The organism is Williamsia sp. 1138 (genome assembly GCF_002095435.2).
GTDB lineage: Bacteria > Actinomycetota > Actinomycetes > Mycobacteriales > Mycobacteriaceae > Williamsia.
Genome location: NZ_MJEJ02000053.1, coordinates 238,728 through 253,423 on the forward strand (window position 1 = coordinate 238,728; position 14,696 = coordinate 253,423).

Annotated in this window: 15 protein-coding genes and 2 riboswitches; of the genes, 10 read left to right on the forward strand and 5 right to left on the reverse strand. The window is 66.3% G+C overall.

Annotation, left to right across the window (positions count from 1 at the left end; all coding sequences use genetic code 11):
- The first annotated feature begins 165 nt into the window (after nt 1-165).
- On the forward strand, nt 166-645 hold the full coding sequence (locus BH683_RS26080) for an NUDIX hydrolase (RefSeq protein WP_084839189.1): 480 nt from the start codon (nt 166-168) through the stop codon (nt 643-645).
- Nucleotides 646-666: 21 nt separating this feature from the next.
- On the opposite strand, the gene BH683_RS26085 is transcribed toward BH683_RS26080, so the two are convergent.
- Complete coding sequence (locus BH683_RS26085) at nt 667-1,122, reverse strand: hypothetical protein (protein ID WP_084839190.1); 456 nt, start codon at nt 1,120-1,122, stop codon at nt 667-669.
- Nucleotides 1,123-1,255: 133 nt separating this feature from the next.
- On the reverse strand, nt 1,256-1,951 hold the full coding sequence (gene thiE, locus BH683_RS26090) for a thiamine phosphate synthase (RefSeq protein WP_084839269.1): 696 nt from the start codon (nt 1,949-1,951) through the stop codon (nt 1,256-1,258).
- Between the two features lie 32 nt (nt 1,952-1,983).
- Nucleotides 1,984-2,101, forward strand: a riboswitch (TPP riboswitch).
- Here thiE and thiO point away from each other — a divergent pair.
- From thiO to BH683_RS26115, 5 genes are all read left to right on the forward strand, one after another.
- Nucleotides 2,095-3,138, forward strand: a complete 1,044-nt coding sequence (gene thiO, locus BH683_RS26095; RefSeq protein WP_084839270.1) for a glycine oxidase ThiO — start codon at nt 2,095-2,097, stop codon at nt 3,136-3,138. Its footprint overlaps the riboswitch before it by 7 nt.
- Nucleotides 3,135-3,332 carry a sulfur carrier protein ThiS gene (thiS, locus tag BH683_RS26100; protein WP_084839191.1) on the forward strand — a complete coding sequence of 66 codons (198 nt, stop codon included), beginning with the start codon at nt 3,135-3,137 and terminating at the stop codon, nt 3,330-3,332. The genes thiO and thiS overlap by 4 nt, the downstream gene beginning before the upstream one ends.
- Before the next feature lie 97 nt (nt 3,333-3,429).
- Nucleotides 3,430-4,191 (forward strand): thiazole synthase, encoded by a 762-nt coding sequence (locus BH683_RS26105; protein ID WP_084839271.1) that lies wholly within the window; start codon nt 3,430-3,432, stop codon nt 4,189-4,191.
- Nucleotides 4,192-4,259: 68 nt separating this feature from the next.
- The gene (locus BH683_RS26110; protein WP_084839192.1) at nt 4,260-5,297 is read left to right on the forward strand and encodes an ABC transporter ATP-binding protein; all 1,038 of its coding nucleotides are present in this window, start codon (nt 4,260-4,262) and stop codon (nt 5,295-5,297) included.
- On the forward strand, nt 5,297-6,043 hold the full coding sequence (locus tag BH683_RS26115; RefSeq protein ID WP_084839193.1) for an ABC transporter permease: 747 nt from the start codon (nt 5,297-5,299) through the stop codon (nt 6,041-6,043). The genes BH683_RS26110 and BH683_RS26115 overlap by 1 nt, the downstream gene beginning before the upstream one ends.
- Nucleotides 6,044-6,125: 82 nt before the next feature.
- Here the strand turns inward: BH683_RS26115 and thiD are convergent, their stop codons facing one another.
- From thiD to BH683_RS26130, 3 genes are all read right to left on the reverse strand, one after another.
- Nucleotides 6,126-6,968, reverse strand: coding sequence for a bifunctional hydroxymethylpyrimidine kinase/phosphomethylpyrimidine kinase (gene thiD / locus BH683_RS26120; protein WP_084839272.1), 843 nt, complete (start codon nt 6,966-6,968; stop codon nt 6,126-6,128).
- A 35-nt stretch (nt 6,969-7,003) separates the two neighbouring features.
- On the reverse strand, nt 7,004-8,734 hold the full coding sequence (gene thiC / locus BH683_RS26125) for a phosphomethylpyrimidine synthase ThiC (protein ID WP_246833598.1): 1,731 nt from the start codon (nt 8,732-8,734) through the stop codon (nt 7,004-7,006).
- A riboswitch (TPP riboswitch) is annotated at nt 8,724-8,836 on the reverse strand. (Overlaps the previous gene by 11 nt.)
- 25 nt (nt 8,837-8,861) lie before the next feature.
- Nucleotides 8,862-10,484, reverse strand: coding sequence for an AMP-binding protein (locus tag BH683_RS26130; RefSeq protein ID WP_084839194.1), 1,623 nt, complete (start codon nt 10,482-10,484; stop codon nt 8,862-8,864).
- A gap of 208 nt (nt 10,485-10,692) precedes the next feature.
- On the opposite strand from BH683_RS26130, the gene BH683_RS26135 reads away from it, so the two are divergent.
- The 4 genes from BH683_RS26135 (at nt 10,693) to BH683_RS29105 (ending at nt 14,677) form a co-directional block, all read left to right on the forward strand.
- Complete coding sequence (locus tag BH683_RS26135) at nt 10,693-12,051, forward strand: salicylate synthase (protein WP_084839195.1); 1,359 nt, start codon at nt 10,693-10,695, stop codon at nt 12,049-12,051.
- An 8-nt stretch (nt 12,052-12,059) separates the two neighbouring features.
- The gene (locus BH683_RS26140) at nt 12,060-13,049 is read left to right on the forward strand and encodes an ATP-binding cassette domain-containing protein (RefSeq protein WP_084839196.1); all 990 of its coding nucleotides are present in this window, start codon (nt 12,060-12,062) and stop codon (nt 13,047-13,049) included.
- Nucleotides 13,046-13,858: an ABC transporter permease gene (locus tag BH683_RS26145; RefSeq protein WP_084839197.1), complete on the forward strand. Its 813-nt coding sequence runs from the start codon at nt 13,046-13,048 to the stop codon at nt 13,856-13,858. The genes BH683_RS26140 and BH683_RS26145 overlap by 4 nt, the downstream gene beginning before the upstream one ends.
- Nucleotides 13,859-14,230: 372 nt before the next feature.
- Nucleotides 14,231-14,677: an ABC transporter permease gene (locus BH683_RS29105; protein WP_246833599.1), complete on the forward strand. Its 447-nt coding sequence runs from the start codon at nt 14,231-14,233 to the stop codon at nt 14,675-14,677.
- Nucleotides 14,678-14,696 lie beyond the last annotated feature (19 nt).

The following is a 14,696-nucleotide window of genomic DNA, read 5'->3' on the forward strand; positions in this document are numbered from 1 at the left end:
CGGAGTTCGCCGGTTGCTCAGGGTTTCTGCCTGAGAGGATTTTTTGTAGCTGTAACCGACATTACTGCGGATACGGGTGGGTCAGTGACAGTGCGGCACCGTGTCACCACGTCGGCCCAAGTAGCGTGAGGATCGAGAATGATCGGCCTGGCGAGGAGGTGCCGCGTGCGTGGCGACGGCGACGGATGGGTTTTCGACGCGGATGGATCGCGGTATTGGGGTCGGCACGGCGCTGCCGGCTTGCTCCTCTTCACATCTAGTGAAACGAGCGCGGCGCTCATTCTGTTACAGCACCGCGCGGTCTGGAGTCATCAGGGCGGCACGTGGGCGCTACCCGGCGGGGCCCGCGACTCCCACGAGAGTGCCGTCGACACCGCCACGCGGGAAGCCGACGAGGAGGCCGGCATCGCGGACGCCGAACTCACCGTCCACGCAGAGCTGGTGACCCACCGCGCGCCCAGCGGTTGGACCTACACGACGGTGATCGCCGAGGTGGCGGCACCGCTGGCGACGACGGCCAACATGGAGTCGGTCGAGTTGCGCTGGGTGACCCCGGAGGAAGTGGACGGGCTCTCGCTGCACCCGGCGTTCGCGGCGAGCTGGCCCGAGCTGCGGACGCAACTCCTGGCGCTGGCGGGCACCTGAGTTTATCGGCGGGACAGCCCTTCAGCTGAGCCGGTTCGCGGCCGCGATCAGAGCGCTCAGTGCCGATTCCTCACCACCGGCACCACTTCCCATCGACCAGCTGCGACGGCCATCTCGCTCGCAGAGCAGGAACGTGGTGCTCCCGCCCGCATGCGAGTACTGGTGTAGTCCGATGATCTCGACGCCCAGATGAAGCTGGTACAGCATGTCGGACAACCCGGCGATCGCGCCGGTGGCGGTCGCGCTGATCGGTGCGACCGTAGCGCCGGTGTCGATGGTGGCCTGGCAGTGGACCAGGTCGTGCGGAGCTCGCGAGGTGTTCCAGGTGCCGAGGCGAATCGGACCTGACGTGGGGGCATAGGTGTCGGTGAAGGTGGACCAGTCCATGTCGGCCGCTTCGGCGCGCAAGGCCGGAGGCAGCGGTGTGGCGAAACGAGCGGCCAGATCGGTCGGGCCTGAAGAGGTGAGAGTTTTCATGAGAGCGGTCTTCCGGTGAGAAAAGGATGACCAGCAGATAGCACGACGGCCCGCAGCGGGGGGCCGGTCGGATCAGACCCCGCTACGGGTACGTACTACGAGAATTCGCTTCATGATCGCTCCACCATAGACCTCAGCTTTTCGGTGACGCAAGCAGTTTCTGCCGCAACCTCTGCGCTGCCGAGCGTGGATCCGCGGCGGCGGTTATGGCCCTGACCACCACGATCCTGCTCGCGCCTGCTGCCAGGACATCGGGGAGCCGGGCCTCGTCGATGCCACCGATCGCGAACCACGGCCGCTCGGTGACAAGAGCCGCGGTGTCGCGGACGAGTGCGAGTCCCGGCGCCGGCCGGCCGGGTTTGGTCGGTGTCGGCCAGCACGGTCCGGTGCAGAAGTAGTCGACCCCGGTCGCCGTCGCGGCGGCGGTGGCCTCGGAGAGCGCGTGGGTCGACCGTCCGATGATGATGTCGTCGCCGACGATCCGACGGGCGAGGGCGACAGGCAGATCGTCTTGCCCGAGGTGCAGCACGTCGGCGCCGGTGAGCGCGGCGATGTCGGCGCGGTCGTTGACCGACAGCAGTGCACCGTGCCGCGCAGCGACCTCCGCCAGCGCCCCGAGCAGGTCGATCTCCTGGGCGGCCTCGAGCGGCCCGAACTCGCGTTCGCCCGCCGAGCCCTTGTCCCGGAGCTGGATGATGTCGACGCCACCGGCGAGTGCTTGCTCGGCGAACGCGATCAGATCTCCACGTTCGCGGCGAGCGTCGGTGCAGAGGTAGAGCCGTGCGTCGGCCAGACGGGCGCTGCGGGTGGAACGGTCGGTGGGAGTCACGAGGTCAAAATGTACCGGCGTACCCTTGATGGCAATACACACACGGGTGCTCGAGGGAGACGTCGGGCTGAGATCGGGACGCGAACCGTCCACGAGACCGTTACACCTGATCCGGGTAATGCCGGCGAAGGAAGGAGGTGCCGATGAAGACCCTCACGATTGTCGGCGGAGCTGTCATCGGCTTGTCCTGTGCGCTCTATGCTGCCGAGAACGGCTGGGAAGTAACGGTTTACGAAGCCGACGAAACCTCCGCGGCGTCGCGCGTCGCGGCGGGCATGCTAGGTATCGCAGGGGAGAGCCGCACCGGAGAAGACACGTATCTCGCGTTCGCCGAGCAGGCGATGTCCCGGTGGCCCGCATTCCTCGAGCGTCTCGGTGACGACCGCATCGTGGCCGCATCGTCGAGTCTGATGGTCGGGGTGGACAGTGCGGATGTGGGCGAGCTGGCGATGGTCGCGGACTGGCTACGCGACCGCGGTCATCCGGTGGAGCCGTTGACCGGCAAAGACATTCGTGCATTGGAGCCGGCAGTGTCGGCCAGGATCCGTAGCGGCTTCTGCGCCTCCGGTGAACTCGCGGTGGACAATCGGCGACTTCTGCAGGTGCTCTCGGATCGGGCTACGGAAGCAGGTGTGCAGATCGTCCGGAAGCAGGTTGCCGACCTTGCCGACGTTCCGGGAGACCAGGTCTTGCTGGCCGCGGGCGTGGGCTCTGCGATGTTGTGGCCGGACCTCGGCGTGTATCCGTCGAAGGGCGAGATCCTGCGGTTGGGCTGGGCAGCGGGAGCGTTGCCGCCACCCGGACATGTTGTCCGGGGCCGTATCAACGGACGGGCCGTCTACGTCGTGCCCCGCCCTGACGGGGTCGTGGTGGGGGCCACGCAGTACGACGGCGGCGACGATCGGTTGCCCGGCGCGGGCGGGGTCGCTGATCTGCTCAACGACGCCATCGAACTCATGCCGCCTCTGCGGGAGTACCGATTGTTGTCGGCGGAAGCGGGCCTGCGCCCGGCGACCGCGGACGGCATGCCCCTCATCGGCCGGCTCGACGACCGCACGGTGGTGGCCACCGGTCACGGCCGCAACGGCATCCTCATGAGCGCCATCACCGCGGAACTGATCACAGAGGTGCTGGCGGGCAAGACCATTGACAATCCGTCGATCGATGCAGGGAGAAGGCGGTCATGAACGTGATGGTGAACGGAGAGCTCACCGTGATTCCGGAGGATGTGACGGTGCGGTCGCTGCTCGAGCAGCTCGATCTCCCCGCCACCGGCATCGCCATCGCCGTCGATGAGATGGTGCGCCCGCAGTCGACCTGGGATTGCGAGCTCGGCCCGTGTGAACGCATCGAGATCCTCACGGCGGTACAGGGTGGTTGACGCAGCGGAGCGGAGCTCGACTGGATCGGTGGTTGACGCAGCGGAGCGGAGCTCGACTGGATCGGTGGTTGAGGCAGCGGAGCGGAGCCCGATCGGTGTGGCGGACGAGCTTGTCATCGGTGACCGGACGATGTCGTCGCGGCTGATCACCGGCACCGGGGGAGCGGCGAATCTGGCTGTTCTGGAGGAGGCCTTGGTGGCCTCGGGTACAGAACTGACGACGGTGGCGATGCGCCGCGTCGACTCGGCCGGCCGCACCGGTGTCCTCGACCTGTTGCGGCGCTTGAACATCGATGTCCTGCCCAACACGGCCGGGTGCCGATCGGCCGCTGAAGCGGTCCTCACGGCGCAACTGGCCCGTGAGGCGCTCGGGACGAACTGGGTCAAGGTCGAGGTCATCGGTGACGAGCGGACGCTGTTGCCCGATGGGGTGGAATTGGTGGAGGCCACCACCAGACTGGTGGACGACGGCTTCGTGGTGCTGCCCTACTCGAACGATGACCCGATCCTGGCGCGCCGGCTCGAGGATGCGGGCGCCGCGGCCGTGATGCCGCTGGGGTCGCCGATCGGCACGGGTCTGGGCATCATCAACACCCACAACATCGAAATGATCGTCGCGGGTGCCGGCGTGCCGATCATTCTCGACGCCGGTATCGGCACCGCCAGCGACGCCGCGCTCGCGATGGAACTCGGCTGCTCGGCGGTCCTGTTGGCCTCGGCGGTGACCAGGGCTGCGAATCCGCCCCAGATGGCTGCGGCGATGAGGTCTGCGGTGATCGCAGGCCGCCTCGCATACGGGGCGGGGCGGATACCCAAACGGTTCTGGGCGCAGGCGTCCTCTCCGGCGATCGACACCTGAGCGACCCCGCTGAAGATCAACCGCAAGGATGAGGCGAGGGTGCGCTGTGCTCTGGCACACTGACCTTCATGATCAGTGTTCAGGGATTGACAAAGGTCTACGGAAAGAATCAGGTGGTCAGCAATCTGACCTTCGACGTGAAACCCGGTGTCGTCACCGGTTTCCTCGGACCCAATGGCGCCGGGAAATCGACGACGATGCGCATGATTCTCGGACTGGACCGGCCCACCTCGGGTGTGGCGACCATCAACGGCGTCACGTATCAGAAGTTGAAGAACCCGTTGACGCAGGTCGGTGCGTTGCTCGACGCCAAATGGGTGCACCCGAACCGCAGCGCCCGAAGCCATTTGCGCTGGATGGCCGCGGCGAACGGCATCCCGGCGCATCGCGTCGACCAGGTGCTGAGCGATGTGGGCCTCACCGAGGTGGCGGGCAAGAAAGCAGGCGGATTCTCACTCGGTATGTCGCAGCGGCTCGGGATCGCCGGTGCCCTGCTGGGTGATCCCGGTGTCCTGCTGTTCGACGAGCCGGTCAACGGTCTCGATCCGGAAGGCATCGTCTGGATCCGAAAGTTCATGCGTGCCTTGGCCGATCAGGGCCGGACGGTCTTGGTCTCGAGTCACCTGCTCACCGAGATGTCGCTCACCGCAGAGCATCTGATCGTCATCGGACGTGGCCAGCTCATCGCGAACTCGTCTGTCAAGGACTTCACCAGCAATGCACAGGTCACGGTGCGGGTGCGGAGCCCGCGGCTCGGAGAGCTGCAGTCCGCTTTGGCGTCGGCGGGTCTGCGATCGGTGCCGCTGCCGGACGACGGCACCGGACCGGCGTTGAGCCTGGAGAACGTGACCACCGATCAGGTCGGTGACATCGCGGCCGCCAACGGTATCGGTCTGCACGAACTCTCGGGTAAGACAGCCTCCCTCGAAGAGGTGTTCATGTCGATGACCGCGGGTGCGGTCGAGTACCACGGCGACTCGTCGATGGCGTACAGCGCGCAGCAGCAGGCCTCCTACGGTGGCCCACCCCCGCAGGGTCAATACGGTGGTCCGCCGCCCGATCAGTCGCCGCAACAGCCGAAACAGTTCGGGGGAGGACAAGCCTGATGTTGACCAATACCATTGCAGCCGAACGAATCAAGCTGATCACCACCAGGTCGCCCTACTGGTGTGTCGGCATCGTCATCGTCTTGGGGATCGGGCTCGCCCTCATCTTCGGATTGGTGACGAACGGTGAGAGTACGAGCACCGACACCAACGTCTCCGACTACGTGATCGGTGTCACCGGATTCGGCATCACGGTCTTGATGATCATGGCCGTGCTCGCGGTGACGAGCGAGTTCAGGTTCGGCACCATCAGGACCACTTTTCAAGCCGTGCCACAGCGTTACAACGTCCTCATCGCCAAAGCCGTGGTCTACGGAGGCCTCTCGGCGGCGATCACGTTCGTGCTGACGTTGATCTCGCTACCGATGGGCAAGGCGCTCTCGGGTAGCGACGTCGACCTGCTCGGCTCACACGCCGTGCGGCTCTACTGGGGTGTCCCGGTCTACGCGTTCTTCGCGGTGCTGATCGGGCTCGGACTCGGTGCACTGATCAGGCAGACGGCAGGTGCGATCGTGATCCTGCTGGTGTGGAGCCTGGTGCTGGAGAACGTCCTGTCGGCCATCCCGAAGGTCAGCGATGTCGCCGGCCCACTGATGCCCTTCCTCAATGCCAATCACTTCATCGATGGCCGCGAGTACGGCTTCGACTGGTGGTGGAACGAATACGGCTCGCTGCTCTACTTCGTGGTGATCTCGGCGCTCATCTTCGGTGCCGCCATCTTCGTCACCGATCGGCGCGACGCCTGATCCGACCTACTCATACCCACCCGTTCCGGGCACTCCCAGCAGCTGCAACACCTGGGTGTTCTCGGAGCGGGTGGTTGTGTGTTCAGACCTCGAGCCGCCACAACGGATTGACCGGGCCGTGCCCCGCCCCGAGTGGGTAGGCCACCGACAGGGATCTGGTGACCCAGGCTTTCGCGAACCGGACTGCATCGGGTACCGAGTAGTCGTGCGCCAACGCGCATGTGATGGCCGCGGCCAAGGTGTCGCCCGCGCCGTGGTCGTGACCGGTATCGATGCGGGGAGCACTCAATTCGGTGAAATCGGTTCCGTCGAACAACAGATCGGGGCTACTGGTGCTCCCTCGCAGATGCCCGCCCTTGACCAGGGCCCACTGTGTCCCGAGCGCGTGTAGTTCGTGGGCGGCAGCCTCCTGGCTCGCCCGATCGATCACCTCGATCCCGGTGATCAGCCGGACCTCGTCGAGATTCGGGGTGACGATGGTGGAGATGGGGATCAGGCGCGTCTTGAGGGAATCCATGGCCTCGTCGGCCAGCAACTGATCGCCGTGCATCGAGGCGCAGACCGGGTCGACGACCAGCGGGATCGTACGTTTACGCCCGAGGCCGACCTCCGCCGCGGCGTCCACCACAGCATCGATGATCGCCCCGGACGCAAGCATCCCGGTCTTCGCCGCACCGATCCCGATGTCGGAGATGACGCTGCGCATCTGCGCAGCCACCACATCGGGCGGGATCGGATGGAAGCCGCTGACGCCCAGAGTGTTCTGCACGGTCACCGCTGCGACGGCGACGGTGGCGTGGACGCCGCACAGTGCCATGGTGCGTAAGTCGGCGTTGATCCCGGCGCCGCCCCCGGAATCGGTCCCCGCGATGGTCATCACCCGCACCGGGGTCTGGCCGAGGGGGACGCGTGGCAGGAGCGGCACAGGCGTGTCTGTGCTTCGGCTTCCGGCTTCGTCACTCATGTCGCGGCGGCTGTGTCGATCTCGGCAAGTGGCAGATACACCGTTGCTCCCTTGTCCTTGAACTCCTCAGACTTGGCTGCCATGTCAGCGGCCAGCTTTCGGTCGATGTCGTCCTGGGTGACGAGGTTGTGCTCGCGTGCGTACTCACGGACATCGGCCGAGATCCGCATCGAACAGAACTTGGGCCCGCACATCGAGCAGAAGTGCGCCGTCTTCGCAGGCTCGGCGGGCATGGTCTCGTCGTGGTATTCCACTGCGGTGTCCGGATCGAGCGCCAGGTTGAACTGGTCGTTCCACCGAAACTCGAAGCGTGCCCTCGAGAGAGCATCGTCGCGTTCCTGTGCCCTGGGATGCGCTTTGGCGAGATCGGCGGCGTGTGCTGCGATCTTGTAGGTGATCACGCCGACCTTGACATCGTCGCGATCGGGCAGACCCAGATGCTCCTTCGGCGTCACGTAACACAGCATCGCGGTCCCGGCCTGGGCGATCATCGCAGCCCCGATCGCGGAGGTGATGTGGTCGTAGGCCGGCGCGATGTCGGTGGCCAGCGGCCCGAGCGTGTAGAAGGGCGCCTCTTCGCACAGCTCCTCTTCGAGCCGTACGTTCTCGACGATCTTGTGCATCGGGACATGCCCGGGGCCTTCGATCATCACCTGTACACCAAAGGCTTTGGCTCGTTTCGTCAGCTCGCCGAGCGTGCGAAGCTCGGCGAATTGCGCTGCGTCGTTCGCGTCGGCGATGGAGCCCGGGCGGAGGCCATCGCCGAGCGAGAAGGTGATGTCGTAGCGGGCGAAGATCTCGCACAGCTCGTCGAAATGCGTGTAGAGAAACGACTCCTCGTGGTGCGCCAGACACCACGCTGCCATGATCGAACCCCCGCGGGAGACGATGCCGGTGACGCGGTTTGCGGCGAGCGGTACGTATCGCAGCAGCACCCCGGCATGCACGGTCATGTAGTCGACGCCCTGCTCGCCCTGCTCGATCACTGTGTCGCGGTACATCTCCCAGGTGAGCTTCACCGGGTCGCCATTGACCTTTTCGAGTGCCTGGTAGATCGGGACCGTGCCCACCGGCACCGGCGAGTTACGCATGATCCATTCCCGGGTCACGTGGATGTCCTTGCCGGTCGACAGATCCATGATGGTGTCGGCGCCCCATCGCGTGGCCCAGACCATCTTCTCGACCTCTTCGGCGATCGACGACGAGACCGCCGAGTTGCCGATGTTGGCGTTGACCTTCACCGTGAACGCCTTGCCGATGATCATCGGCTCCGACTCCGGGTGGTGGTGGTTGACGGGGATGACCGCGCGGCCCGCCGCCACCTCTGACCGTACGAATTCGGGGGACATCTGTTCGCGGGCGGCGATGTAACGCATCTCGTCCGTGATCAAACCAGCTCTGGCCCAAGCGAGTTGAGTGCTGGCGCCGTCGATCGGGGCGAGACGGTTCCAGTTGTCGCGGGTACGCGGCAGACCTGCCTCGAGGTCGAGATGGGGGTCGGCGTCGGTGTACGGCCCGGATGTGTCGTAGAGGTCGAGGTGCTCACCGTTCGACAGGTGGACCCGGCGTCCCGGCACCCGCAGGTGGTCGATCTGCTGGTAGGTCTTCGAACTGCCCCGGATCGGTCCCGTGGTGATCGGGGTCGTCTCGGGTGTCGAAACGGGTCGAGCTCCGCTCCGCTTCGTCTCCGGGCTGGTGGTGGGGACAGAATTCGATGCGTCGGCCATTGCTTCTCCCTACGCCGGCATTACCCGGTCAGGTTCATCCGGTCGACGGCCGCCTGCCGTCATCTCAGCCCTCGGTTCGCGAGAGCCCCCGTGTGTGTGTGGTTACCGAACGCAGCCTACGCCAGCGTCAGGTGAGTTGTGCCACGAGTGTGCGTTTGTCGATTTTGCCGACCGCGGTGACGGGTAGTGAACGCACCACCCGCAGCAGGTCGGGTTGCTTGAATGTCGCGAGCCCACGGTCGGCCAGAAAGGCCCTGACCGTGGGTAGATCGGGTGCCGGGCCGTCGGTGACGATGGCCGCGCAGATCTTCTCACCGAGGCCGGGATCGGGCAGCCCGACGACTGCGGCTTGCCGAATGTCCGGGTGAGCCAGCAGGTTCTCTTCGACATCGTCAGCGGCGACGTTCTCACCGCCGCGGACGATCGTGTCCTTGATGCGGCCGGTGACCATCAGATGCCCAGAAGGCAACCGCCGCACCCTGTCCCCGCTGCGGTAGTAACCATCACCGGTGAACGAGCGCGCGTTGTGCTCGTCGGCGCGGTAGTAGCCGCGAATCGTGTACGGGCCGCGGACCAGTAGCTCGCCGTCGGATCCGTCGGGTACGTCGGCGCCGTTGTCGTCGACGATCCGGAGCTCGTCGAGGTCGCTCATCGGTGTCCCCTGGGTGCGGGTGACCACAGCCTCGTCATCGTCGGCCCGGGTGTAGCAGATGAGCCCTTCGGCCATGCCGAACACCTGCTGTACCGCACCGTCGAACACGGCGTTCGCGGCGATCGCGTCCGGTCCGGCGAGTTTGGCCCCGCCCACCTGCATCAAGCGCAGGGACGAGATGTCCGCGGGCTCCCACTCGGTGGCAGCGGTCCAGACCTGGGCCAGCGCCGGCACGAGTGCGACGACGGTGACGCGATGCTTCTCGATCAGGTCGAATGTGTTGTCAGGAGACGGGTTGTCGGTGAAGACGGTGTGCCCGCCCACCGACAGGACGCCCAGCAGACCTGGGCAGGCGAGTGGGAAGTTGTGGGCGGCGGGGAGGGCGACGAGGTAGGTGTCGCCCGAGGTCAACGCGGCGATCTCGGCGCTGCGCTGTGCATTGAACCGGTAGTCGTTGTGGGTGCGCGCGATCAGTTTGGGTAGACCGGTGGTGCCGCCCGAGACGAGGAACAGAGCAGGCGCGTCGGGGTCGGGTGCGGGTACCTCCTGCAGTGATTCGGTGTCACCATCGGGCAGCGGGGAGAACTCGCCGGGGTCGCCCGTCACGAAGATGCTCCGCACCGCGGGCCGGCGGGCGACCAACTCCCGCGCGAGGCCGCGGTAGTCGAAGTCCTTGCTCTCGTCGTGGCAGATGTATCCGACCGCCCCGGCTGTCTGCGCGAGGTGGGCGATCTCGTTGATCCGGTGTGCGGGCAGCGCCATCACGGGGGCGATGCCGGCACGCAGCAATCCGAACAGGTTGATCGCGAACTCCACCGAGTTCTGGTTCTGCAGGATCACGCGGTCGCCCGGGCGGAGTCCGGTGTCGAGGAAACCCGCGGCGCGGGACCGGGCCGCTGCGACGAACTCCTCGTAGGTGAGGGCCCGGTCGGTATCGGAGATTGCAGCCGCCTGTGGACGAACATCGGCCTGGTCCCACAACACCCGCCACAGCGGCAGGTCCGACCACAGACCGAGGTCGCGGTAGCGGGCGGCGGTGGGACCGGGGTGATCGGCGAAACCGCTGGTGAGATCGCCGAAAGTGGTGGAATCAGGCATGCGTTGAGTCCTCGTTGGGTGGCCTACGGGGGTGCCGGGGACCGAGTTCTATACCGGACCGGCGTCACCTCGTCACAAGAGACTTGGCGCCCCGCTTTGCTTAGGCTAACCTTCAAGCGGAACTTAGCCAAGCCTAAGTGGAGCACGGTCGCGTGATGCGGTGAGCAGAGGATGTCATGAGCAAAGCATGTGCCGCAGGAGTGTCGCGATGACAGCGACCATCGACACGGCGAGCGACGACCACGCCCATTCCGGCGGCATCGGCACCGTGGATGCCGCGGAGATCTGTGCTGCGTGGGCCGCAGCGGGCATCACGTCCGATTACGTGGTCTACGAGCGCGAGAACCGATGGGTCTTCGCCGGAGGCCACCGCGCCGAGCTGCGACTCACCACCGAGACGATCACCACCGTCGCAGGCGATCTGGAGACTGTCGGCGAATGGACCGGATCGCCGGCGGCCGCGATCTCGAAGACGTTGTCGGAGTTGCCGTTCCCGCATTGGCGCGTCTACGGCTGGGTGGGATTCGACTTCTGTGCCCCGGGGCTCGGCGCCGCCCATCATCTCGCTCCGGGCAGTGTCCTCGCGCACCTCATCGTGCCGGAGTTCGAGGCCTGGATCGACAACGACGGGATTCGCATCGAGGGCGCCGACGCGGCCACCGACGCGCGGCTGCGCGAGATCGCAGCGGACACCGACCGCAGCGATCCGGTTGTGCCGCGGCCTCTCCCGGTCCACGACGACACCTCCGACTACCGCGCGCGGGTGGCGACCGCCGTCGCCGAGATCCACCGCGGCGACTACGAGAAGGTGATCATCTCGCGGGCGGTAGAGGTCCCGTTCGACGTCGACGTCGCGGCCACCTACGCCGAAGGTCGCCGGAACAACAACCCGGCGAGGTCGTTCCTGTTGAGACTCGGTGGTCTCGAGGCCGCCGGGTTCAGTCCCGAGCTCGTCGGCGCCGTCGATGCTGCGGGGACACTGGTCACCGAACCGCTTGCGGGTACCCGTGCGTTCGGCCGGTCGGAGGAGATGGACCGCTCGGCTCGTGCCGAGCTGATCTCCGATGCCAAAGAGATCGTCGAACACGCGGTGTCGGTGCGTACCTCCTTCGCTGAGGTCCAGTCCGTGGCCGTCCCCGGCACCACCGCGGTCACTGAGTTCATGGTCGTGCGCGAACGCGGAAGCGTTCAGCACCTGGCGTCGACCGTCGAAGGCACCCTGGCCCCGCAGTTCGGACCCTGGGACGGACTCGAGGTGCTGTTCCCGGCGGTCACGGCGTCCGGTATCCCGAAAGCCGCGGCGGTCGACGCGATCTACCGCCTCGAGGCCAGCCGCCGTGGCCTCTATTCGGGGGCGGTGCTGACCGCATCGTCGGAAGGCGAACTCGAGGCCACCCTGGCGCTGCGCACCGTGTTCCGCGAGGACGGGCGTTCGTGGATTCGGGCAGGCGCGGGGATCGTGGGGCAGTCGTCGCCGGACCGCGAGTTCGAGGAGACCTGCGAGAAACTCGGCAGTGTCGCGCCGTATCTGGTCGAGCGCGAGAGCGTCCCGGGAATTCCTAGGTGAGGTGAACCATGTCGGCAATCGTCATCGACGAACTGGTCAAGGACTACGGGCAGATCCGTGCGCTCGACCAGGTGAGTTTTGCGGTTCCGGAAGGCGCCGTGCTCGGATTGCTGGGTCCGAACGGCAGTGGCAAGACCACCGCGCTGTCGATCCTGGCGACGCTTGCGCGACCGACGGGTGGTCGCGCGACGGTCGGTGGATTCGACGTTGTCGGCGATCCCGCCCGGGTGCGGGAACTGATCTCGCTGACCGGCCAATACGCGTCATTGGACGAATCGCTCACGGCCAGGGAGAACCTCACGATGTTCGGCCGGCTGACGGGGTTGAGCAGGCGTGGGGCGCGCGAACGGATCGGCGAGGTGGCCCGCGACTTCGGTCTCGAGGAGTTCATCGACCGACGGATCGGCACCCTCTCCGGAGGCATGCGTCGCCGGGTCGACATCGCTTGTGCGCTGGTGACCAGGCCGCAGGTGCTGTTCTTGGACGAACCGACCACCGGACTCGATCCCCGCAGCAGGCAGTCGGTGTGGGAGACGGTCTCCACCTTGCGTGCCCAGGGCATCACGGTGCTGCTCACCACCCAGTATCTCGAAGAGGCCGACCGCCTCGCCGATCAGATCGTCATGCTCGATCACGGGCGCGTGGTGGCCGAGGGCACCTCCGAAACGTTGAAGGCCCGAGCGGGCGGCGCCATCTGTGAGATCAACCTGCAGGAATCGGTCGACCTGGATGGCGCGCGAACGGCCCTCGCGGGGTTCGCGCTGATCGAGAACGGCGACAGTACCGCCGCCACGCCGCACCCACGGCTGGGGGTGGCGGCACCGGATGGGATGGCCACCGTCGCCCACGTCATAGCCCGCCTCCAGGACCACTCGATCGAGGTGTTCGACATCGGCCTGCGCCGGCCCTCGCTCGACGAGGTGTTCTTCCGGCTGACCGGGATCGGCACCGGGCCCGTCGACAGCGCCACCGACGACATCGGGTCGGCGGTGCCGTGAGCCTCGCCGCCCAGATCGATCGCGCGCAAACGAGCAACCCGGCGGTTCGGACCAGCGTTCGCTTCGGGCCTGCACTGCAGGTTCTTTCGGTTCGTTCGATCAATTCGGCCTGGCGCGACGGCGACCTGATCTCCGGGGCACTCACCCCGGTCATCTTCTTCGTGTGCTTCTACGTTCCGCTGCACGGACAGTTCGATCGGTCCGGCATCGACTACGCGCAATACCTGGCGCCCGTGATCCTGCTGCAGACAGGGCTGTTCACCGCGATCATGGCCGCGCAGAACGCCGGCATCGACGCCGCAGCGGGGGTGCGCGACCGGCTCACGTCGTTGCCCATCTCTCGATCGGTACCCACCTTCGCCCGGATGTCGGTGGTGATCGTCATGTCGCTGATCTCGACATCCGGCGGGCTCGTCATCGGTTCTGTCTTCGGCTTCCGTTTCGATACGACGCCCGTCGAGATCGCAGCGTTCGTACTCCTGGTCGTCGTCTTCGCCCTGGCGCTGAGCCTGCTCACCGACGCGCTCGGATCCGTGATCACCAACGCCGAGAGCGTCGGACAGGCCCTGATGATCCCGCAGCTGATCCTGGTGATGCTCTCCACCGGCATCGTTCCGGCAGGGGCGTTCCCGGAGTGGGTGCAACCGGTGGTCCGCAACTCGCCGGTCTCGCAGTTCGCCGACGCGCTGCGGGCACTGTCGACCGGGTCGGACTTCGACGCCACCGCTCCGATCCTCTGGGCGATCGGCCTGCTGGTCGCCGGAGGCGCGGCCGCGGGCGTGGTCGGTCGCCGGACGGCGAGTCGATGAGCCAGACGCAGGCGGAACCAGACACCGCCACCACGAGTTCGGTGAGCCGGCGCCGTGTCGGTCTCGGCACCCAGACCACGGTGCACGCCGCCGCGTTACTGCGAGCCTGGTCTCGTGATCCTGCGGTCGTGGTGCAGGCCATCGTCTTCCCCGCGTTCCTGCTGGTCATGTTCCAGCTCGTCCTCGGTGAGACCGTCACGGCGATGGGCGGGGGCGACAGCGTGTACGGCAACGTCGGACTCGTCGCCCTGGTCGGGACGATGTTCGGCACCATCTCGACCGGTCTGAGTCTGACCGCCGAGCGCGAGAGCGGTTTGCTCGGACGGCTGTGGACGCTGCCGGTGCCGCGGATCGGTTTCATCACCGGAGCTGGTGGCGGAGATCGTTCGTACCGGGGTCGGCACCATCGTGCTGTTCGTGGTGGCCATCCCCATGGGATTCCGGTTCGAGCAGGGAATCGCCTTCGGGGCAGGGGCCATCGGCGTTGCGATGCTGTGTTCGCTCGGCTGGGCGGTGCTGGTGATCGCACTGGCCACGGTCTCCTCGGGCAAACAGATCGTCACCCACCTCGGCGCGCTGTTCCTGTTGATGCTGTTCTTCAACAGCGGATTCGTTCCGGTCACCGAATATCCGGGCTGGCTGCAACCGATCGTCCGATACCAGCCGACGAGTCCGGCCATCGACACCATGTCCGGCCTCACCGAGGGTGGCGCCGTCGCTGCGCCCCTGACCTTGACGCTGTTGTGGGTCGCCGGTATGACCGCCGTGCTCGGGGGACTGGCAGTCAAGGGCTATCGCAATGCAGCGGAGAACAGCTGAGATGAGGGATACCGTCGTG